Raw genomic sequence first — 20,448 nt, 5'->3', positions numbered from 1 at the left:
ATGGAGTGTTTATGGCAGTCAAAGTCCTGGTGGTGGACGATTCGGGTTTTTTCCGCCGCCGCGTCTCGGAAATTCTTTCAGCGGATCCGAGCATCCAGGTGGTCGGCACGGCTACCAACGGTAAAGAGGCGATCGATCAGGCCCTGGCCCTCAAGCCGGACGTGATCACCATGGACTACGAGATGCCGATGATGGATGGCATCACGGCGGTGCGGCACATCATGCAGCGCTGCCCGACCCCGGTGTTGATGTTCTCCTCGCTGACCCACGAAGGCGCCCGGGTGACCCTGGATGCGCTGGACGCCGGTGCGGTGGATTTCCTGCCGAAGAATTTCGAAGACATTTCTCGTAACCCGGAGAAGGTCAAGCAACTGCTGTGCGAGAAGGTCCACAGCATCTCGCGCAGTAACCGTCGTTTCAGTGCCTACAGTGCGCCGGCTCCGGCCGCTGCACCGACGCCTGCACCCGCCCCGGCGGCTTCGAGTTTCAGCAGCCACAGCACTGCTGCTCCGACGCGTCCGGCTCCAGCTCCAGCACCTGCTCGCGCGCCAGCCGCCAGCGCGTCGTCGCCGGCACCGAAACGCAAAGCCTACAAACTGGTTGCCATCGGGACTTCGACCGGCGGCCCGGTTGCCCTGCAGCGGGTGCTGACCCAGTTGCCGGCGAACTTCCCGGCGCCGATCGTGCTGATCCAGCACATGCCGGCGGCGTTCACTAAGGCCTTTGCCGAGCGTCTGGACAAGCTGTGCCGCATCAGCGTCAAGGAAGCCGAGGATGGCGACATCCTGCGTCCGGGCCTGGCGCTGCTGGCCCCGGGTGGCAAGCAGATGATGATCGACGGCCGTGGCGCGGTGAAAATCCTGCCGGGCGACGAGCGTCTGAATTACAAGCCGTGCGTGGACATCACCTTCGGTTCGGCGGCCAAGTCCTACGGCGACAAAGTTCTGGCGGTGGTCCTTACCGGCATGGGCGCCGACGGCCGTGAAGGCGCACGTCTGCTCAAGCAGGGCGGCAGCTCGGTATGGGCCCAAGACGAAGCAAGCTGCGTGATCTACGGCATGCCGATGGCCATCGTCAAAGCCGATCTGGCTGACGCGGTCTACGGCCTGGACGACATCGGCAAGCACATCGTCGAGGCGTGTATCTGATGGATGTTTTAAGCCTTATCGGGATTATCCTGGCGTTCGTCGCCATCATCGGCGGCAACTTCCTTGAAGGCGGCCACCTCGGCGCGCTGGCCAACGGCCCGGCGGCGCTGATCGTCCTCGGTGGCACCATCGGTGCCGCGCTGCTGCAATCGCCGATGAGCGCCTTCAAGCGCGCCATGCAGATCCTCGCCTGGATCCTGTTTCCGCCACGGGTGGACTTGGCTGGCGGCATCGACCGCGTGGTCAACTGGAGCCTCACCGCGCGCAAGGAAGGCCTGCTCGGCCTGGAAGGCGTCGCCGATGCCGAGCCGGACAACTACTCGCGCAAAGGCCTGCAACTGCTGGTCGACGGCGCCGAGCCGGAAGCGATCCGCAGCATCCTCGAAGTGGACTTCTACACCCAGGAAGCCCGCGACATCGAAGCGGCCAAAGTCTTCGAAAGCATGGGCGGCTACGCGCCGACCATCGGCATCATCGGTGCGGTGATGGGCCTGATCCATGTGATGGGCAACCTCGCTGATCCGACGCAATTGGGCAGCGGCATTGCCGTGGCATTCGTCGCGACCATCTACGGCGTGGCCAGTGCCAACCTGGTGTTGCTGCCGGTGGCGGCCAAGCTCAAGTCAATCGCGTTGCGGCAGTCGCGTTATCGCGAAATGTTGTTGGAAGGTATTTTGTCGATCGCCGAAGGTGAAAACCCTCGCTCTATCGAGCTGAAGCTTCAGGGCTTCATGGATTGATGGGGGTAATGGACTATGGCTCGCCGCAGGCATCAGGAAGAACACGTTAATCACGAGCGCTGGCTCGTGTCCTACGCGGATTTCATCACGCTGCTGTTCGCGTTCTTCGTGGTGATGTACTCGATCTCGTCGATCAACGAAGGCAAGTACAAAGTCATTTCCGAAGCGCTGATCGGGGTTTTCACTGACTCCGATCGCTCGCTCAAGCCGATCCCGATCGGTGAGGAACGACCGAAAACCGTCACCCCGGCCAAGCCGCTGGTCAAGGACAGCGAGCAGGTCGACGCCGGTATCGCCGGGGCCAGCGATCCGCTGAAAAGCATCGCCGATGACATCAGTGCCGCGTTCGGCGACTTGATCGCTTCCAACCAGATGACTGTGCGCGGCAATGAGTTGTGGGTCGAGATCGAACTCAACTCCAGCCTGTTGTTCGGCAGTGGCGACGCGATGCCGAGCGACATCGCCTTCAACATCATCGACAAGGTCGCGGCGATCCTCAAACCGTTCGACAACCCGATCCACGTCGAAGGCTTCACCGACGATCAGCCGATCCGCACTGCGCAGTACCCGACCAACTGGGAGCTGTCCTCGGCGCGTTCGGCGAGCATCGTGCGCATGCTGGCGATGCAGGGCGTGAACCCCGGGCGTCTTGCCTCGGTGGGTTACGGTGAGTTTCAGCCGGTGGCCAACAACGCCACCGCCGAAGGCCGGGCGAAAAACCGTCGTGTGGTGCTGGTGGTGTCGCGCAATCTCGATGTGCGCCGCAGCCTGACCGGTACCGGAACCGCCAATGCGCAACCGGACGCTGCATTGAAGCGTGCTGGCACACAAACTGCACCGACCCCGGTCAAGACGCCGGGACGCGAGAGTGCCGTCAATTCTCCGTCGCCCGCATTAATACGCTGAGCTATGTCTCGGTCGAGGATCTCGGCCGGGAGGAACGAACCGAATGAGAGTCTGGGCAGTCGCCAATCAAAAGGGTGGTGTCGGTAAAACCACATCTTCCATCGCTTTAGCCGGGTTGCTGGCGGAGGCGGGCAAGCGCGTGGTTGTGGTCGATCTCGACCCGCACGGCTCAATGACCAGCTATTTCGGCTACGACCCCGACAGCCTGGAACACAGCAACTACGACCTGTTTCTGCACAAGGGCAGCGTGCCGCAAGGCTTGCCCGGGCAGTTGCTGTTGTCGACCAGCGACGAACGCATTTCCCTGTTGCCGTCCAGTACCGCGCTGGCCACCCTTGAGCGCCAGTCGCCAGGGCAAAGCGGTCTGGGCCTGGTGATCGCCAAGAGTCTGGCGCAGCTGTGGCAGGACTTCGATTACGCGATCATCGACAGCCCGCCATTGCTCGGCGTGTTGATGGTCAACGCCCTGGCCGCGAGCCAGCAACTGGTGATCCCGGTCCAGACCGAGCACCTGGCCGTCAAAGGTCTGGAGCGCATGGTCAACACCTTGGCGATGATCAACCGCTCGCGCAAACAGGCGCTGCCGTTCAGCATCGTGCCAACCCTGTTCGACCGCCGCACCCAGGCGTCGCTGGGCACCTTGCGCGTGCTGCGCGACAAGTTTCCGGAAGAGATCTGGCAGGGTTACATCCCGGTCGATACCCGTCTGCGTGATGCCAGCCGGGCCGGGGTCACGCCTTCGCAGTTCGACGGCAAGAGTCGTGGTGTGCTGGCGTACCGCGCGTTGCTCAAGCACCTGCTGGCGCAACAACTTGTTCCGCAGGTGGCTTGAGCATGAATCGGCCGATCAAACTGACGTCGCGTCCGCAACTGGCGTTGCAGTCCTATCTGGACAGCTTGCTGCAGGAAATCCCTGACGAGTTGCCGCCAGTGGAAATGCCGGTCGAGGCGCCGGTCGAGGTGGCCGAAAGTGCTGCGGCGCTGGATGAATTCCAGGCCGCGGTACTGGAAGAGCAGGCGCGTGATGCGCAGAAAACCGCCAAGCCTGCCGCCCCGGTTGTCGCGCCTGCCGCCGCAACGATCGCCAAGGCGCCAGTGGCGTTGATCGAAGAAGCCGAGCCGCCACGCGCGCCGGTTTCGACACTCGCACCGCTGCTGCAAACCCAATTGCTGAAAACCGCGCCGGAACCGGTCGTGGCCGAACCTGCGCCGGTTGCGCCGGCACCCGTCGAACAGACGCGGGTGCCGCCGGTGGTGGAAGTTCACCTGCCGCCAAGCAACACGCCACCCCCGGTGGACACCGATGGCCGACCGGCCTGGGCTGCCGAAGCGTTCGAGTGCCTGTTGTTCGATGTTGCCGGGCTGACGCTGGCGGTGCCGCTGGTGTGCCTGGGCTCAATCTATTCGCTGGCCGGCCACGAGTTGACGCCGCTGTTCGGGCAGCCGGAATGGTTCCTCGGGATTCTGCCGAGCCAGGCCGGCAATCTGAAAGTCTTGGACACGGCGCGTTGGGTCATGCCGGATCGCTATCGCGATGACTTCCGTCAGGGCCTGCAGTACGTGATTTCGGTACAAGGTTACGAATGGGGCCTGGCGGTGCATCAGGTCAGCCGTTCGTTGCGTCTGGATCCGAATGAAATCAAATGGAGAAGTCACCGGGGTCAGCGGCCATGGCTCGCCGGCACGGTGATCGAGCACATGTGTGCATTACTTGATGTAGCCGCGCTGGCCGAGTTGATCGCCAGCGGCGGGGCAAAGCACTTGGGCGGCCACAAGCCGCTACATAAATCGACATAGCAGCCGACATAACAGTCAGGCGAAGGCATTTTTCAATGCCTCCACACAGAACACACACCGCCCAGTGCGGTTTTTTCGAGGGGTCAGGGTATGAGTAGTCAGGCGACGAATGCAAAAGGTTCTGAAGATCCGATCCTGCAATGGGTGACCTTCAAGCTGGACAACGAAACCTACGGCATCAACGTGATGCGCGTTCAGGAAGTCTTGCGGTACACCGAAATCGCGCCGGTACCGGGTGCGCCAAGCTACGTGCTGGGCATCATCAACCTGCGCGGTAACGTGGTCACTGTGATCGACACCCGTCAGCGCTTCGGCCTGAACAGCGGCGAGATCAGCGACAACACCCGTATCGTCATCATCGAAGCCGACAAGCAAGTGGTCGGGATCATGGTCGACAGCGTGGCTGAAGTGGTTTACCTGCGTCAGTCGGAAATCGAGACTGCGCCAAACGTCGGCAACGAAGAGTCGGCCAAGTTCATCCAGGGCGTGTGCAACAAGAACAACGAGTTGCTGATCCTGGTCGAGCTGGACAAGATGATGAGCGAAGAAGAATGGTCGGAACTGGAGAGCATCTGATTGATTCTCGAAGTTGCGGTCATTGTCCTGTTCCTCTTCTGGGCAGGCACGCTGGCAATGTTTCTGGCGTACATCAAGGCGCAGCGGGTGATCGCGGCGCAACAGGCTCAGGGCGATGCGCTGCGTGATCAGCGCATCAAGGACCTGGCCAAGCGTGTCGACGACTACCAGAACGGCAACGTGCGTATGGGCGAAGCCCTGCACGAGCTGCGCTCGGTCGTCGGCCCGTTGCCGGACAAGATTGTGGCGCTGGAACAGCGCGACCCGTCGAGCCTGTCGTTCGCCCAGGCGGCGAAACTGGTGGGCATGGGCGCGAGCGTCGATGAGCTGACCCAGTCCTGTGGCTTGACCCAGGCTGAGGCGGAGTTGATGCGCAAGCTGCACAGAAGCTGAAGATCAAAAGATCGCAGCCTTCGGCAGCTCCTACATTGGAACGCGCTTCCCTGTAGGAGCTGCCGAAGGCTGCGATCTTTTGCTTTCAAGGCTTAATAATCATCCCCGCGCGCGGTAACGTCCTTCTCGACCATTGGCGCATCCGGGTCCTGTCCCTCGGGGAATTTTCCCTTCAGATTCCACGCAAACGCGATGATCTCGGCAATCGTGCGGTACAGCTCTTCGGGGATGCTGTCGCCCAGCTCCATCCGCGCCAACAGCCGCACCAGCTCGGCGTTTTCATAGATCGGCACTTCACAGTCGCGGGCAATGCGCAGGATTTCTTCGGCCAGTTCCTCGTCGCCCTTGGCGGTGAGGGTCGGGGCGTGGTTGCCGTCGTATTTGAGGGCGATGGCCTGGCGTGGAGCAGTGGAATCGTTCATGCGGTTTCGTCGACCCAGCGGTGTTCGAGACGGGTTTGATTGCCTTGCGGCGGGGTGCCGAGGTGGCAGTCGAGATCACCGACGTTCAGCCCGCGATCAAGCAGGCGCTGGCGCAGCGCGAACAGGTTGGTTTCGATCAGGTCGGCGGTGTACGGGCGCTCGGCCCACAGCTGGCTCGACAGGCTGCCGGCAATCAGCTGCGCCTGAATTTGCATCGGCCCCAACGGCTCCATATCGAACGCCATATCGACGCGCCACAGTTGCTGTTTGGGCTCGCGCTCGTCGCGGCGTTCGTTGGGTTGCGGTTCTCTTTCCGGCGCTTCTTCGCGCTGGAACTTGACCTGCAACGGCACGATGTCCTGCAGGTTACGCATGGGGATTTCCAACTGCCAGGTGCTGAGCAGGCGGCCGTCATCGGTGACCCCGGTCTGTTCCAGACTCGACAACTGATGGCTTTGCAGGCGCGACACGGCGGCTGCAGCGAGGCGCAGCAGATGTTCCAGATCGCCTTCGCCGTCCTGGCTTTGCAGCAGGCGGTCGGGCAGCGGGAAACTGCTCGGCACGGGTTTGGCGCTGACCTGGCCGAGGGTGCCGAGGGCGTTGCGCACGAAACTTGGCAGCGCCTGCGCCAGCGTGTTGGCAGCAATGATCGCGTTGAAACTGGCATTGCCCGGCACACCCGGGGACAGTTGCGCGATCAGTTTGAGCAGATCGGCTTTCATGTCCGGGGCCAGCGCCGGATTCTGTCCGGTCAGCAATTTGGCTTCGAGGAAGGCGCCACTGTTGGCCAGGGCCAGGGCCACGCCTTTGGCGCTGCTCATCTGCTGCACATCGGGCAAATTGGCAAGCAGACGCACGACGGCAGCGCGCAGATCCTGCGAAGTCTGATCATCGTCGCTCGGCAGGTTTTGCAAAGCATTGAGCAAACCGTCCAGCGAGCCTTGGCGACTTTGTTGGCCGAGCAGTTGCTGGCTCACCGCCAATTGCTCCTGACGGCTGCTCAGTGGCACGAATTTGAGGGTTTGCGAGTCTTCGACCAGTGCCGAAAGCAGGGTGCCGATGCGCAGCGGCGTCGGGCTGTCGATGTCCAGTGTGGCGCCGCTCTGTGCGGTGTTGAGCAGGCTCACCAGCGAGCGGTACACCGTCGGCTGTCCCGGCACTTGCGGCAGTGTCTGCGAGGTCAGCACCTTGCCTTGCAGCAGTGTGCCGACCGGCAACTGCGCGGTGTCGATGCGGGTGAGGGCGGCGACGCTGCTGGCGATGGCCTGCTGCACGGTGATTGCCAGATTGCCCGCCGATGGCTGAGTAACCGCCAGGTTGGTGCCGGTCGGCAACGGCAGGTTGCTGCTGGCTTGCACGGTGGTCTGGCGGCCGCCGTCGACGGTGACCTTGAGCAACAGTTGAAAGGTCTGATCCGCCTGCTTGAGTGACAACACCTCGGCCTGAGCGCTTTGCCCGGCACCGATCAAGCCTTCGACCGGGGTCAGCAGCTTGAGCAACTCACCGCTCATCACCAGCGGACGCGTGTTCGCCGGGGTGGTGGGCGGAAGCGGGAGGATGTTCATTTCGCCTGTCATACGCGGACACAACCTGAGGAAATTGCGCTCTTGGGAGTAAGGCACGCCATGTATAATGCCGCGCGTCTTGCGCTTCGTTCAGAAAACATAGCAATTGTTTGATCCAGCTCTCTGGTTCGCACCGTCATTGCATTTATCCTGCATCTCTTTAACGGCCGCGCCAGAGCCGACTTGAACCGTATAAGGCCCGTGATCCCTTGACCAGTCCTGTCCTGCAAACCGTTGCCCTTGCCTGCGAGCGAGACCTGCGGCTGCTCTTCGAAAATTTCGAATTAAGACTGGCCAGTGGCGATATGGTGCAGATCAGCGGCCCCAACGGCAGCGGCAAGACCAGCCTGCTGCGCCTGTTGTCCGGGTTGATGCAGCCGACCAGCGGTCAGGTGCTGCTCAACGGTCAGCCTTTGACAGCACAACCGAGCGAACTGGCGCGCAACCTGTTGTGGATCGGCCACGCCGCCGGGATCAAGGACCTGCTGACCCCGGAAGAGAACCTGTCCTGGCTCTGCGCCCTGCATCGGCCGGCTGAACGCGAGGCAATCTGGCAGGCGCTGGCAGCCGTAGGATTGCGCGGTTTCGAAGATGTTCCCTGTCACACCCTGTCCGCCGGTCAGCAACGCCGCGTGGCGCTGGCGCGGCTGTATCTGGACAGCCCGCCGCTGTGGATTCTCGACGAGCCGTTCACCGCGCTCGACAAACAGGGCGTGGCGCAACTTGAAGAGCACCTGGCCGGGCACTGTGAACGCGGCGGTCTGGTGGTGCTGACCACCCACCACACGCTGAGCCGGATGCCGGCCGGTTATCGCGATATCGATCTGGGGAACTGGGCAGTATGAGTGTGTTCGGCCTGCTGGTTGCCCGTGAGTCCCGCCTGCTGTTTCGCCGCCCGGCAGAACTGGCCAATCCGCTGATTTTCTTCGCCATCGTCATCGCCTTGTTCCCGCTGGCCGTCGGCCCGGAAACTCAAGTCTTGCAAAACCTGTCCCCGGGGTTAGTCTGGGTGGCCGCGCTGTTGTCGGTCCTGCTGTCGCTGGACGGATTGTTTCGCAGTGATTTTGAAGATGGCTCTCTGGAACAGTGGGTCCTTTCGCCGCACCCGCTGCCCCTACTGGTGGTGGCCAAGGTGCTGGCACACTGGCTGTTCTCGGGACTGGCACTGGTTCTGCTCTCGCCGTTGCTGGCGTTGATGCTCGGTTTGCCGGTCGCCTGCCTGCCGGTGTTGCTGTTGTCGTTACTGCTGGGTACCCCGGTGCTGAGCTTGCTTGGCGCGGTGGGCGCGGCGCTGACGGTCGGTCTGAAACGCGGCGGCCTGTTGCTGGCGTTGCTGATTCTGCCGTTGTACATCCCGGTGTTGATCCTTGGCAGTGGCGCCTTGCAGGCCGCCTTGCAAGGCATGCCGGCGACCGGGTATCTGCTGTGGCTGGGTAGCCTGACCGCCCTGGCGATCACCCTGACACCTTTTGCAATAGCGGCTGGCCTGAAGATCAGCGTCGGCGAATAATGAGGTCTGGTTAAAATTTAACCAGCAAAGACCCTGAGACCGCTCACATCGATGAGCGGCACCGTGATGGAAACAGTATGAACTGGACCTGGTTTCACAAGCTCGGCTCGCCCAAGTGGTTCTACGGCATCAGCAGCAAGTTCCTGCCGTGGTTGAGCATCGCAGCGTTGCTGCTGATCAGCATTGGCGTCGTCTGGGGCCTGGCCTTCGCGCCGCCGGACTATCAGCAGGGCAACAGCTTCCGCATCATCTATATTCACGTGCCGGCGGCGATGCTGGCGCAGTCGATTTACGTGATGCTGGCGGTGTGTGGCGTGGTCGGCCTGGTGTGGAAGATGAAACTGGCCGACGTCGCCCTGCAATGCGCGGCGCCGATCGGCGCGTGGATGACCGCCGTGGCGCTGGTCACCGGCGCCATCTGGGGCAAGCCGACCTGGGGTTCGTGGTGGGTCTGGGATGCGCGGCTGACGTCGATGCTGATTCTGCTGTTCCTGTATTTCGGGGTGATTGCACTGGGCAACGCCATCAGCAACCGCGACAGCGCCGCCAAAGCCTGCGCGGTACTGGCGATTGTCGGGGTGATCAACATTCCGATCATCAAGTACTCGGTGGAGTGGTGGAACACCCTGCACCAGGGCGCGACCTTCACCCTCACCGAAAAACCGGCGATGCCCGCGGAAATGTGGCTGCCGCTGCTGCTGACGGTGCTGGGTTTCTACTGCTTCTTCGGCGCCGTGCTGTTGTTGCGCATGCGCCTTGAAGTGCTCAAGCGCGAAGCGCGCGCCAGTTGGGTCAAGGAAGAAGTGCAGAACAGCCTGGAGGCCGCGCGATGAGTTTCGCTTCATTTGGCGACTTTCTCGCCATGGGCCACCACGGCCTGTACGTCTGGTCGGCCTACGGCATCTGTCTGGCGGTGCTGATCCTCAACGTGGTCGCACCGATTGCGGCCCGCAAGCGCTATCTGCAACAAGAGGCGCGTCGTCTGCGCCGGGAGAACGGCAAGTGAATCCGCTGCGCAAAAAACGTCTGACCCTCATTCTGGCGATCCTGGTCGGGGTCGGCGCTGCCGTCGGCCTGGCCCTCAGCGCCCTGCAGGAAAACATCAACCTGTTTTACACGCCGACCCAGATCGCCAACGGTGAAGCGCCGCACGACACGCGCATCCGCGCCGGCGGCATGGTCGAGAAGGGCTCGCTGCAGCGTTCGCCGGACTCGCTGGACGTCAAATTCGTTGTCACCGACTTCAACAAAGCCGTGACCATCACCTATCGCGGGATCCTCCCGGATCTGTTCCGCGAAGGGCAGGGCATTGTCGCCCTGGGCAAACTCAACGCCGACGGCGTGGTGGTGGCCGATGAAGTGCTGGCCAAGCACGACGAGAAGTACATGCCGCCGGAAGTGACCAAAGCGCTGAAAGACAGCGGTCAATCGGCACCGACCCCAGCGAAGGAGGGTTGATCGATGACGTCTGCACTGTTTATTCCCGAACTCGGCCATCTGGCGATGATTCTGGCGCTGTGTTTTGCGCTGGTGCAGGCCGTGGTGCCGCTGTTCGGTGCGTGGCGCGGCGACCGTCTGTGGATGGGCCTGGCCCAGCCGGCGGCGTGGGGTCAGTTTGCGTTCCTGCTGTTTGCCTTCGGTTGCCTGACCTACGCGTTCATGACCGACGATTTCTCGGTCGGTTACGTGGCGATGAACTCCAACAGCGCCTTGCCGTGGTACTACAAGTTCAGCGCGGTGTGGGGCGCTCACGAAGGTTCGCTGCTGCTGTGGGCGTTGATCCTCGGTGGCTGGACCTTCGCCGTGTCGGTGTTCTCCCGGCAGTTGCCGCAAGTCATGCTCGCCCGGGTGCTGGCGGTGATGGGCATGATCAGCACCGGTTTCCTGTTGTTTCTGATCCTCACGTCGAACCCGTTTTCGCGGATCCTGCCGCAGATTCCGGCGGATGGTCGTGACCTCAATCCGCTGCTGCAAGACATCGGCCTGATCGTGCATCCTCCGATGCTTTATATGGGGTACGTCGGCTTCTCGGTGGCGTTCGCCTTCGCCATCGCCGCACTGCTCGGTGGTCGTCTTGATGCTGCTTGGGCGCGCTGGTCGCGGCCGTGGACGATTGTCGCCTGGGCCTTTCTCGGCATCGGCATCACCCTCGGTTCGTGGTGGGCTTACTACGAACTCGGCTGGGGCGGCTGGTGGTTCTGGGACCCGGTGGAAAACGCCTCGTTCATGCCATGGCTGGTCGGCACCGCGTTGATCCACTCGCTGGCCGTCACGGAAAAACGTGGGGTGTTCAAGAGCTGGACGGTGTTGCTGGCGATTGCTGCATTTTCGTTGAGCCTGCTCGGTACCTTCCTCGTGCGCTCCGGCGTGCTGACCTCGGTGCACGCGTTTGCCTCCGACCCTGAGCGTGGCGTGTTCATTCTGATCTTCCTGCTGTTCGTGGTCGGTGGTTCGCTGACGCTGTTTGCGTTGCGCGCGCCGGTGGTCAAGAGCCAGGTCGGCTTCAACCTGTGGTCGCGTGAAACCCTGTTGCTGGGCAACAACCTGGTGCTGGTGGTAGCGGCGTCGATGATTCTGCTCGGCACCCTGTATCCGCTGATTCTCGATGCGATCAGCGGCGCCAAGCTCTCGGTCGGCCCGCCTTACTTCAATGCGCTGTTCATCCCGCTGATGGCGTTGCTGATGCTGGTGATGGCGGTCGGCGTGATCGTGCGCTGGAAAGACACCCCGGTGAAGTGGCTGGCGAACATGCTGACCCCGGTGCTGCTCGGCAGCGTCGCATTGGCCGTGGTGGCTGGTGTCGCTTACGGCGATTTCAACTGGGCGGTGATCGCGACGTTCCTGCTCGCCGCGTGGGTGTTGCTCGCCGGTGTGCGCGACATCTTCGACAAGACTCGCCACAAGGGCCTGATCAAAGGTCTGCCAACTCTGACCCGCAGCTACTGGGGCATGCAGATCGCGCATTTGGGCATCGCCGTGTGCGCCCTCGGTGTAGTGCTGTCGAGCCAGAACAGTGCCGAACGCGACCTGCGTCTGGCGCCGGGCGAGTCGATGGACCTGGCCGGTTATCACTTCATCTTCGAAGGCGCCAAGCACTTTGAAGGGCCGAACTTCACCTCCGACAAGGGCACCATCCGGGTGATCCGCGATGGCAAGGAAGTCAGCGTGTTGCACCCGGAAAAACGCCTGTACACCGTGCAGAGTTCGATGATGACCGAGGCCGGGATCGACGCGGGTTTCACTCGCGATCTCTATGTCGCCTTGGGCGAGCCGCTGGAAAACGGCGCGTGGGCGGTGCGGGTTCACGTCAAACCGTTCGTGCGCTGGATCTGGTTTGGTGGTCTGCTGACCGGTCTGGGCGGATTGCTGGCGGCGCTGGATCGGCGTTATCGAGTCAAGGTCAAAGCCCGGGTGCGTGAAGCCCTCGGCCTGCAAGGAGCGGCTGCATGAGACGTTGGTTGATGCTGGTACCCCTGGCGATTTTCCTGCTGGTGGCGGTGTTTCTTTATCGCGGTCTGTACCTCGATCCGGCGGAACTGCCGTCGGCGATGATCAACAAGCCCTTCCCGGAATTCAGCCTGCCGAACGTGCAGGGCGACAAGACCCTGACCAAGGCCGACATCCTCGGCAAACCGGCACTGGTCAACGTCTGGGGCACCTGGTGCATTTCCTGCCGGGTCGAGCACCCGGTACTGAACAAACTGGCCGAGCGTGGCGTGGTGATCTACGGCATCAACTACAAGGACACCAACGCCGATGCGTTGAAGTGGCTGGCCGAATTCCACAACCCGTACCTGCTGGACATCCGTGACGACGAAGGTTCGCTGGGTCTGAACCTCGGCGTGTACGGCGCGCCGGAAACCTTCTTCATCGACGCCAAGGGCATCATCCGCGACAAGTACGTCGGGGTGATCGACGAACAGGTCTGGCGCGAAAAACTCGCAGCCAAATATCAGGCACTGGTCGATGAGGCCAAGCCATGAAGCGTTTTATGGCTGCCGTGGTCTTGGGTTTGAGTCTGGCCGGTGTGGCCCACGCCGCGATTGACACCTACGAGTTCGCCAAGGAAGGCGATCGCGAGCGTTTCCGCGAGTTGACCAAGGAACTGCGCTGCCCCAAGTGCCAGAACCAGGACATCGCCGACTCCAACGCACCGATTGCCGCAGATCTGCGCAAAGAGATTTTTCGCATGCTCGGCGAGGGCAAGGACAATCAGCAGATCATCGATTTCATGGTTGATCGCTACGGTGATTTCGTCCGCTACAAACCGGCGCTCAACGCCAAGACTGCACTGCTGTGGTTCGGCCCGGCCGGGCTGTTGCTTGGCGGTCTGGTGGTGATTGTGCTGATCGTGCGCCGTCGTCGCGGTCAGCGCGCCGAAACCCCGTCATCGCTGTCCACCGAAGAACGTCAGCGCCTCGACCAACTGTTGGATAAAAACCAAGAATGATTGATTTCTGGCTTGCCGCAGGGCTGTTGCTTCTGGTCGCCCTGAGTTTTCTGCTGATTCCGGTTTTGCGTGGCCGTCGCGCCCAGCGTGAAGAGGATCGGACTGCCCTGAACGTCGCGCTGTATCAGGAACGCGTCGCGGAGCTGCAAGCGCAGCAGGCTGAAGGCGTACTCGATGCCGCGCAAATGGACAGCGGTCGTGCGGAAGCAGCGCGTGAGCTGCTCGCCGATACCGAGGGCGTTGCCGCACCGCGTGTGTCGAAACTGGGCAAGCCGTTGCCGTTGTTGGCAGCGGTGCTGGTGCCGGTGTTGGGCCTGGGTCTGTACCTGCATTTCGGTGCTGCCGATAAAGTCGAACTGACCCGCGAATTCGCCCAGGCACCGCAGTCGATGGAAGAGATGACCCGGCGTCTGGAACGAGCCGTCGCCGCGCAACCGGATTCGGCGGAAGGCCTGTACTTCCTCGGTCGCACCTACATGGCCCAGGATCGTCCGGCGGACGCGGCGAAGATGTTCGAACGCGCCGCCAACCTTGCCGGTCGCCAGCCGGAACTGCTCGGCCAGTGGGCACAGGCGCAGTATTTTGCCGACGGTAAAAAGTGGTCGGACAAGATCCAGGCCCTGACCGACGAAGCGCTGAACGCCGACCCGAAAGAAGTCACCAGCCTCGGTCTGCTCGGCATCGCCGCGTTCGAAGGCGAGCGTTATCAGCAAGCCATCGACTATTGGAATCGCCTGCTGACGCAATTGCCAGAGGACGACAAGTCCCGCGAAGCCCTGCAGGGCGGCATCAACCGCGCCACTGAACGGCTTGAAGCCAGAGGCGGCAAGGTCGCCGCCGCACCGGCTGCCAAGGTTGCCGCACTGCTCAAGGTGCGTGTCGATCTGGCCAGCGAACTCAAAGGCAAGGTGCAACCGGGCGACAGCGTGTTCATCTTCGCCCGCGCCGTTTCCGGCCCACCGGCACCGTTGGCGGCCAAGCGTCTGACCGTGGCCGATCTGCCGGTCACTGTCGAACTGGGCGATGCCGACGCGATGATGCCGCAGTTGAAACTGTCGAACTTTCCTGAAGTCCAACTGGTTGCGCGCATCTCTCGCGCCGGTCAACCGACCGCCGGGGAGTGGGTGGGTCGCAGCGGCCCGCTGGCCAGCAGCACCACCGCGCCGCAAACACTGACCATCGACAGCCCGGACCAATAACCCCGGAACCCACAGGAAAGCACCGCCATGCACAGCCTCGCCCGCATCACCGTCATTACATTGGCCTTGAGCATGAGCGCATGTGCGGTGCACCGACCTGAACCGACCACCAACCTGCCACCCATCCCGCCGTCACAACCGAGCCCGACCCCGTCGACCTCGCCGACACCCGGAAAAAGCATCCCGGCCAAACCGTCCAAGCCAGTCCCGCGCACCTCGGCCAGCTTCGCCCCGCCACCGGGCGGCAACAGCCACTGGGACCAGAAGCTCGGCGTCTACGTCCTCGACGACCAGCCCAACACCTTCTACCGCCAGCGCACCTACTTCCGCTGGAACAACGGCTGGACCCGCTCAATCAGCCCCAACGGCCCGTGGGAAGACACCGACATCCACGGCGTGCCGCCGGGGTTGGGCAAACAGTTCGGGCAGTAATGAAAAACGGCGATCTCTGGATCGCCGTTTTTTTGTGTGTTGCCGGGCATTGATGATGTCCCTGTAGGAGCTGGCGAAGCCTGCGATCTTTTGATCTGCTGTTTTCAAAGTTCGCTGGTCAACAACCCTTGCACATAATCCACAAACACCCGCGCCTTCGCACTGACCATCCGCCCCGTGGGAAACACCGCCCACAAGTCCTGATCCGGCAATACCCAGTCACTCATCACCGCCCTGACCGCGCCGCTTGCCAGCTCCGGAGCGAACATCCATTGCGAGGCGATGGTCAGGCCCTGATCGGCCAGCACGGCTGCACGCAAACCCTCGGCGGCGCTGACCCGCAGGCGGCCGGTGAGGGTTTGCGTCTGTTGTTCGCTGCCCTGAGTGAAGGTCCAGGTGGCGCCGCCGCTGAGGTTGTAGACGATGCCTTGGTGCTTATCCAAATCGGCAGGGCAGCTCGGCTCGCCGTGGCAGGCGAAGTAGGCCGGGCTGCCGAGCACTACGCGGCGACAGTCGGCGATCTTGCGCGCGGTGAGACCAGAGTCGCTGAGCGGGCCCATGCGCAGGGCGACATCGATACCTTCTTCGACCAGATTGATATTGCGGTCATCGAGCATCAGGTCGATGTTCAATTGCGGGTGCTGATCGAGAAACGGACCCAGTTGCGGCACGACGTGCAGGCGGCCGAAAGTCACCGCGGCGCTGATCCGCAGGTTGCCGCTTAAACCGCTGGCGCTGCCACGGGCGGCGTTATCGGCTTCGTTGGCTTCGTCGATGGCGCGTCTGGCCCGCTCGAAAAACGCCAGTCCGGCTTCGGTCGGGGTCAGGCCGCGAGTCGAGCGCAGCAACAGGCTCACAGCCAAGCGTTTTTCCAGCTGAGCGATGGTTTTCGACACGGCGGGCTGGCCGATATTCAAGCGTCGGGCGGCCGCGGAAAAGGAGCCGGTTTCGACCACGTAGACGAAGGTTTCCATGGCGGCGAGGCGGTCCATCAGTCTTCCTGCAAATCTGAAAGTTGTCGTAGTCCCCTTGTGGGAGCGGGCTTGCTCGCGAAAGCGGTCTGACATTCAGCACATGTATTGGCTGATCCGACGCCTTCGCGAGCAAGCCCGCTCCCACAGGGAATAGGGTGCTGAGTGTAATCCGCGTCCATTCAATCACATGCGGTAAAACAACCGAACGTCGTTCTGCAGATTCATGTGCTTGAGTAAAGATAACTCTAGGGTTACTTTTATTCGGCCGGAGCAAGGAGGCGGTAGGTGCAAAGCAGGCTATTGATCAAGGAGCTGGAGGAGGCAGGCTGGACGCTGGATCGAGTCACCGGCAGTCATCACATCTTCAGGCATCGTTACAACCCGTACACCATTCCCGTTCCCCACCCGAAAAAGGATTTGCCGCTGGGGACGGTCAAAAGCATCAGGAGGCGTGCCGGGTTGTACCACCCGCCAGCCAGCTGCAAGGGAGATCCATAATGCAATATCCGATCTGCATCGAATGGGGTGATGACGACACCGCCATCGGTATTCAGATACCCGACATTCCCGGCGCCGTCACGGCTGGGGATACCTTCGAGGACGCTTACAACGCAGCCGTTGAAGTCGCCCATCTCATGCTGCAGGAGATGGCGGCAGACGGCGAATCGATTCCCATGCCGACGTCGGCAGCGACCCATCGCAATAACCCGGAGTTTGCCGACATGGGCTGGGGCATGCTCGAGCTGGATATCTCGCCGTACATGGGCAAGACCGAGAAGGTCAACGTGACGTTGCCAGGCTATGTGATCCAGCGCATCGATCGCTATGTGCGTGAACACAATGTCAAAAGTCGTTCTTCGTTTCTTGCGGATGCGGCGATGGAGAAACTGGTTCGGTATTGAGCGTCATCGCTCCCATGGGCCCGGTGAACAACCTGTGGGAGCGAACCTGCTTGCGATGCTTTTGACGTCTTAAGCGGTTGCCAATGAACCACGTTGCGAAGCACTCAAAAACCGCGCCAGCGCCAGCAGCGGGAAGGCGCTGCCGACAATCACGATCCACAACCAGCCGCCATGCTCATACACCGCACTGGCAACCGACGAGCCGAAGGCGCCGCCGATGAAGATGCTGGTCATGTACAGCGCATTCAGGCGACCACGGCTTTTGGCGTCCAGCGAATAGACCGCACGTTGGCCGAGGACCATGTTCATCTGCACGCAGAAATCCAGTACTACGCCGGTCACGGCCAGGCCGATGACGCTGTAGGCCGGGTGGATGAAGGCGGGCAGGAAGCTCAGGCTGGCGAACAGCATGGCCAGCAGGGAGGCGATGCGGGTGTGGCCGGCGTCCGCCAGGCGTCCGCTGATCGGCGCGGCGATGGCACCGATGGCGCCGACCAGGGCGAAGATCGCGATTTCGCTCTGCGACAGGCCATGGTTACGCGCCAGCTCCAGTGGCACGGCGGTCCAGAACAGGCTGAAGGTGGCGAACATGCAGCCCTGATAAAACGCCCGCTGGCGCAGCACCGGTTGCTGGCGCAGCAATGTCCACAATGAACCGATCAGTTGGCCGTATGTGGCGCTGTGATCCGGTTGACGCTTGGGCACGGTCAGCGCCAGCACCACGCTGATCGCTGCCATCAACGCGGCGGCAATCATGAACATCGCGCGCCAGCCGAAATGGTCAGCGACGACGCTCGATACCGGTCTTGCCAGCAGGATGCCCAGCAGCAAGCCACCCATGATCCCGCCGACTACCCGGCCACGGGATTCTTCCGGCGCCAGATGTGCAGCCAGCGGAATCAGGATCTGCACCGACACCGAACTGAAGCCCACCAGCAACGAGATCAGCAAAAACACATTCGGCTGACTGGTGAACGCCGCGCCGAGCAGGCTGGCAATGGCCACTACGGTGGTGATGATCATCAGTCGGCGGTTTTCCAGCAGGTCGCCCAGCGGCACCAGGAAAAACAGACCCAGCGCATAACCGATCTGTGTCAGCGAGACGATGAAGCTGGCCATGGTGTCGGAGAGGCCGATGTCCGGTGCGATCAGACCAATGATCGGTTGCGCGTAGTAGATGTTGGCGACGATGGCACCGCAGCAGAAGGCGAACAGCAGCACCATGCCTCGGGTCATTGCGTGAGTTGTAGCGTTCATAAGGTTTCTCGATCCAGCGAAAGGGAATGCGGTGAGGCTAAGGGACGCACCGACGTGGCGGTAGAAGCCTTGTATCGATATCAGTTATTCCGTTGCGGAATGATTGGCTTCAAGCGCGGTGTCGTCCATCGGCGAACCTTGCGTCCGGCCGGAGAGCGTCGATGATACATTCACTTACATCTTCTTCGATAGCGTGCTTATGTTTACCGCTGCTGTTCAACTGTTTACCAACGGAGGATTGCCATGTTGCGTCGGCTGCTGCGTCACACCACCACGATTGTCCTGATCGGTCTGCTTGGCGCCAGCGCAGTACAGGCTGCGGATGCCCCGGGAATGCGGATCGGCGTACGCGGCGAGATCACCGGAGTCAGCGCTGACTCGTTGAAAGTCCACGTCAACAGCGGCGAGAACGTGGTGATTCAATTGACCGCTGACACCAAAGTGCGCGCCGTCACCCTGGCCAATATCGAGGACATCAAGCCCGGCAGCTACATCGGCTCGGCGGCCATGCCGCAGGAGGACGGCACGCTCAAGGCGCTGGAAGTGCACGTATTCCCGCCGGAACTGGCCGGCAGCGGCGACGGCCATCGGCCATTCGACCTGGCCAGGGGCAGCAGCATGACCAATGGCAGTGTCGGTGATCTGGTGGTGAGCAATGGCCGGGTGCTGACCGTCAACTACAAGGGCGGGCAGCAGAAGATTCTGGTGCCGGAGGATGTGCCGATCGTCAACCTGATGCCAGGGGGTCGGAGTTTGCTCAAGGTCGGGGTGAAGATCGTGACGTTCGTCACGCAAGGCGCGGACGGCACGCTGACCGCGCAATCGATTTCCGCTGGCAAGGACGGCGTCACGCCGCCGATGTAACTGTAGGAGCTGCCGAAGGCTGCGATCTTTTGATCTTGGTTTTTAAAATCAAAGTCAAAAGATCGCAGCCTGCGGCAGCTCCTACAGGGGTTCGCCACAAAAAAGGCGACCTGTTGAGGTCGCCTTTTTCATTTCAGTTCACGCCTTACTGACCGGTATAAATCTGATCAAAGATCCCGCCATCATTGAAGTGGGTCTTCTGCACCGAACGCCAGTCGCCGAAGGTCTTCTCAACCGACAGGAAGTCGACTTTCGGGAAACGATCGGTGTACTTCGCCAGCACCGCCGGGTCCCGTGGACGCAGGTAGTTGGCAGCAGCAATTTCCTGGCCTTGCGGCGACCACAGGTACTTCAGGTATTCGTCGGCAGCGGCGCGGGTGCCTTTCTTGTCGACCACTTTGTCGACCACCGACACTGGTGGCTCGGCTTCGGCGGAGACGCTCGGGTAGATCACTTCAAACTGATCGCGACCGAATTCGCGTGCGATCATTTCGGCTTCGTTCTCGAAGGTCACCAGCACGTCGCCGATCTGGTTGGTCATGAACGTGGTGGTCGCGGCGCGGCCACCGGTGTCGAGCACTGGCGCTTGCTTGAACAGTTTGCCGACGAAGTCTTTGGCCTTGTTCTCGTCACCACCATTCTTCAGCACGTAGCCCCAGGCCGAGAGGTAGGTGTAGCGACCGTTGCCCGAAGTTTTCGGGTTCGGCACGATCACCTGCACGCCGTCCTTGAGCAGGTCCGGCCAGTCTTTCAGGGCTTTCGGGTTGCCTTTACGGACGATGAACACGGTGGCCGAGGTGAACGGGGCGCTGTTGTTCGGCAGGCGAGTGACCCAGTTGTCCGGCACCAGTTTGCCGTTGTCGGCGAGGGCGTTGATGTCGGTTGCCATGTTCATGGTGATGACGTCAGCCGGCAGGCCATCGATCACCGAGCGCGCCTGCTTGCTCGAACCGCCGAAGGACATCTGCACGGTGATGTTTTCGTTGTGCTCGGCCTGCCAGTGTTTCTGGAACGCAGTGTTGTAGTCCTTGTAGAAATCGCGCATCACGTCATAGGAGACGTTGAGCAGGGTCGGTGCGGCTTGAACCACGCTGCCAAAGGCAAGACCGGCGGCGAGAAGTGAGGCGCCAAAGAGTTTTTTCACTGCGCATTCCTTGTTTTGTTTTGTGTAGGAGCTGCCGCAGGCTGCGATCCTTTGATTTTGTTTTTAGAGAATCAAGATCAAAAGATCGCGGCCTGCGGCAGCTCCTACAGGGGGTGATGTTTAATTGCCACTGACTATAACGGGGCACGCATAGTCGTTTAAAGATTAA

25 protein-coding genes are annotated in these 20,448 nt (G+C 61.6%); 20 read left to right on the top strand and 5 right to left on the bottom strand.

The window, feature by feature from the left end:
• Positions 1 to 11 precede the first annotated feature (11 nt).
• The 7 genes from B1722_RS04285 (at position 12) to B1722_RS04255 (ending at position 5,560) form a co-directional block, all read left to right on the top strand.
• Positions 12 to 1,148 (top strand): chemotaxis response regulator protein-glutamate methylesterase, encoded by a 1,137-nt coding sequence (locus B1722_RS04285; RefSeq protein WP_041072948.1) that lies wholly within the window; start codon positions 12 to 14, stop codon positions 1,146 to 1,148.
• Positions 1,148 to 1,888 (top strand): flagellar motor protein, encoded by a 741-nt coding sequence (locus B1722_RS04280; protein ID WP_007967839.1) that lies wholly within the window; start codon positions 1,148 to 1,150, stop codon positions 1,886 to 1,888. Before B1722_RS04285 ends, B1722_RS04280 begins: the two co-directional genes overlap by 1 nt.
• A gap of 15 nt (positions 1,889 to 1,903) precedes the next feature.
• Complete coding sequence (gene motD, locus B1722_RS04275) at positions 1,904 to 2,794, top strand: flagellar motor protein MotD (RefSeq protein ID WP_003222931.1); 891 nt, start codon at positions 1,904 to 1,906, stop codon at positions 2,792 to 2,794.
• Positions 2,795 to 2,837: 43 nt separating this feature from the next.
• Positions 2,838 to 3,626: a ParA family protein gene (locus B1722_RS04270; protein ID WP_003222933.1), complete on the top strand. Its 789-nt coding sequence runs from the start codon at positions 2,838 to 2,840 to the stop codon at positions 3,624 to 3,626.
• 2 nt (positions 3,627 to 3,628) lie between these two features.
• Positions 3,629 to 4,591 carry a CheW domain-containing protein gene (locus tag B1722_RS04265; protein WP_086791500.1) on the top strand — a complete coding sequence of 321 codons (963 nt, stop codon included), beginning with the start codon at positions 3,629 to 3,631 and terminating at the stop codon, positions 4,589 to 4,591.
• A gap of 90 nt (positions 4,592 to 4,681) precedes the next feature.
• Positions 4,682 to 5,167, top strand: coding sequence for a chemotaxis protein CheW (locus B1722_RS04260; protein WP_003222936.1), 486 nt, complete (start codon positions 4,682 to 4,684; stop codon positions 5,165 to 5,167).
• The gene (locus B1722_RS04255) at positions 5,168 to 5,560 is read left to right on the top strand and encodes a DUF2802 domain-containing protein (RefSeq protein ID WP_007961680.1); all 393 of its coding nucleotides are present in this window, start codon (positions 5,168 to 5,170) and stop codon (positions 5,558 to 5,560) included. It begins immediately after the preceding gene.
• A gap of 92 nt (positions 5,561 to 5,652) precedes the next feature.
• Here the strand turns inward: B1722_RS04255 and B1722_RS04250 are convergent, their stop codons facing one another.
• Together B1722_RS04250 and B1722_RS04245 are read right to left on the bottom strand one after the other, a co-directional pair.
• Complete coding sequence (locus B1722_RS04250; protein ID WP_047599966.1) at positions 5,653 to 5,982, bottom strand: EscU/YscU/HrcU family type III secretion system export apparatus switch protein; 330 nt, start codon at positions 5,980 to 5,982, stop codon at positions 5,653 to 5,655.
• Positions 5,979 to 7,559 (bottom strand): flagellar hook-length control protein FliK, encoded by a 1,581-nt coding sequence (locus tag B1722_RS04245; RefSeq protein ID WP_086791498.1) that lies wholly within the window; start codon positions 7,557 to 7,559, stop codon positions 5,979 to 5,981. The genes B1722_RS04250 and B1722_RS04245 overlap by 4 nt, the downstream gene beginning before the upstream one ends.
• A gap of 197 nt (positions 7,560 to 7,756) precedes the next feature.
• Between B1722_RS04245 and ccmA the strand changes: the two genes are divergently transcribed.
• The 10 genes from ccmA to B1722_RS04195 all read left to right on the top strand — a co-directional run bounded on the left by ccmA (position 7,757) and on the right by B1722_RS04195 (position 15,138).
• Positions 7,757 to 8,392 carry a cytochrome c biogenesis heme-transporting ATPase CcmA gene (ccmA, locus tag B1722_RS04240; RefSeq protein WP_041072939.1) on the top strand — a complete coding sequence of 212 codons (636 nt, stop codon included), beginning with the start codon at positions 7,757 to 7,759 and terminating at the stop codon, positions 8,390 to 8,392.
• Positions 8,389 to 9,057 carry a heme exporter protein CcmB gene (gene ccmB, locus B1722_RS04235; RefSeq protein WP_086791496.1) on the top strand — a complete coding sequence of 223 codons (669 nt, stop codon included), beginning with the start codon at positions 8,389 to 8,391 and terminating at the stop codon, positions 9,055 to 9,057. Before ccmA ends, ccmB begins: the two co-directional genes overlap by 4 nt.
• A gap of 77 nt (positions 9,058 to 9,134) precedes the next feature.
• Entirely contained in the window at positions 9,135 to 9,890 is a 756-nt protein-coding gene (locus B1722_RS04230) for a heme ABC transporter permease (RefSeq protein WP_041072937.1), read from the top strand.
• A complete protein-coding gene (ccmD, locus tag B1722_RS04225) occupies positions 9,887 to 10,063 on the top strand; it encodes a heme exporter protein CcmD (protein ID WP_003222944.1) in 177 nt (58 codons plus the stop codon). Before B1722_RS04230 ends, ccmD begins: the two co-directional genes overlap by 4 nt.
• Positions 10,060 to 10,515, top strand: coding sequence for a cytochrome c maturation protein CcmE (gene ccmE / locus B1722_RS04220; protein ID WP_041072935.1), 456 nt, complete (start codon positions 10,060 to 10,062; stop codon positions 10,513 to 10,515). Before ccmD ends, ccmE begins: the two co-directional genes overlap by 4 nt.
• A gap of 3 nt (positions 10,516 to 10,518) precedes the next feature.
• On the top strand, positions 10,519 to 12,507 hold the full coding sequence (locus tag B1722_RS04215) for a heme lyase CcmF/NrfE family subunit (protein ID WP_086791494.1): 1,989 nt from the start codon (positions 10,519 to 10,521) through the stop codon (positions 12,505 to 12,507).
• Positions 12,504 to 13,040 (top strand): DsbE family thiol:disulfide interchange protein, encoded by a 537-nt coding sequence (locus B1722_RS04210; RefSeq protein WP_041072930.1) that lies wholly within the window; start codon positions 12,504 to 12,506, stop codon positions 13,038 to 13,040. Before B1722_RS04215 ends, B1722_RS04210 begins: the two co-directional genes overlap by 4 nt.
• The gene (locus B1722_RS04205) at positions 13,037 to 13,507 is read left to right on the top strand and encodes a cytochrome c-type biogenesis protein (RefSeq protein WP_041072928.1); all 471 of its coding nucleotides are present in this window, start codon (positions 13,037 to 13,039) and stop codon (positions 13,505 to 13,507) included. Before B1722_RS04210 ends, B1722_RS04205 begins: the two co-directional genes overlap by 4 nt.
• Positions 13,504 to 14,706 carry a c-type cytochrome biogenesis protein CcmI gene (gene ccmI, locus B1722_RS04200; protein ID WP_086791492.1) on the top strand — a complete coding sequence of 401 codons (1,203 nt, stop codon included), beginning with the start codon at positions 13,504 to 13,506 and terminating at the stop codon, positions 14,704 to 14,706. The genes B1722_RS04205 and ccmI overlap by 4 nt, the downstream gene beginning before the upstream one ends.
• A 27-nt stretch (positions 14,707 to 14,733) precedes the next feature.
• Positions 14,734 to 15,138 carry a hypothetical protein gene (locus B1722_RS04195; protein ID WP_041072925.1) on the top strand — a complete coding sequence of 135 codons (405 nt, stop codon included), beginning with the start codon at positions 14,734 to 14,736 and terminating at the stop codon, positions 15,136 to 15,138.
• A gap of 104 nt (positions 15,139 to 15,242) precedes the next feature.
• Here the strand turns inward: B1722_RS04195 and B1722_RS04190 are convergent, their stop codons facing one another.
• Positions 15,243 to 16,130, bottom strand: coding sequence for a LysR family transcriptional regulator (locus tag B1722_RS04190; RefSeq protein ID WP_086791490.1), 888 nt, complete (start codon positions 16,128 to 16,130; stop codon positions 15,243 to 15,245).
• 267 nt (positions 16,131 to 16,397) lie between these two features.
• Here B1722_RS04190 and B1722_RS04185 point away from each other — a divergent pair, with 267 nt between their 5' ends.
• On the top strand, positions 16,398 to 16,610 hold the full coding sequence (locus B1722_RS04185; RefSeq protein WP_041072921.1) for a type II toxin-antitoxin system HicA family toxin: 213 nt from the start codon (positions 16,398 to 16,400) through the stop codon (positions 16,608 to 16,610).
• The gene (locus tag B1722_RS04180) at positions 16,610 to 17,014 is read left to right on the top strand and encodes a type II toxin-antitoxin system HicB family antitoxin (protein WP_086791488.1); all 405 of its coding nucleotides are present in this window, start codon (positions 16,610 to 16,612) and stop codon (positions 17,012 to 17,014) included. The genes B1722_RS04185 and B1722_RS04180 overlap by 1 nt, the downstream gene beginning before the upstream one ends.
• A 69-nt stretch (positions 17,015 to 17,083) precedes the next feature.
• On the opposite strand, the gene B1722_RS04175 is transcribed toward B1722_RS04180, so the two are convergent.
• Positions 17,084 to 18,271, bottom strand: coding sequence for an MFS transporter (locus B1722_RS04175; protein WP_086791486.1), 1,188 nt, complete (start codon positions 18,269 to 18,271; stop codon positions 17,084 to 17,086).
• Between the two features lie 243 nt (positions 18,272 to 18,514).
• On the opposite strand from B1722_RS04175, the gene B1722_RS04170 reads away from it, so the two are divergent.
• Positions 18,515 to 19,135: a DUF5666 domain-containing protein gene (locus tag B1722_RS04170; protein WP_086791484.1), complete on the top strand. Its 621-nt coding sequence runs from the start codon at positions 18,515 to 18,517 to the stop codon at positions 19,133 to 19,135.
• A 145-nt stretch (positions 19,136 to 19,280) separates the two neighbouring features.
• Here the strand turns inward: B1722_RS04170 and B1722_RS04165 are convergent, their stop codons facing one another.
• A complete protein-coding gene (locus B1722_RS04165; protein WP_086791482.1) occupies positions 19,281 to 20,279 on the bottom strand; it encodes a sulfate ABC transporter substrate-binding protein in 999 nt (332 codons plus the stop codon).
• Positions 20,280 to 20,448 lie beyond the last annotated feature (169 nt).

It is taken from the genome of Pseudomonas sp. SCPG-7, assembly GCF_002156405.1.
Classification (GTDB): Bacteria; Pseudomonadota; Gammaproteobacteria; order Pseudomonadales; family Pseudomonadaceae; genus Aquipseudomonas; species Aquipseudomonas parakoreensis.
This window is presented reverse-complemented; position numbering and strand designations above follow the sequence as displayed.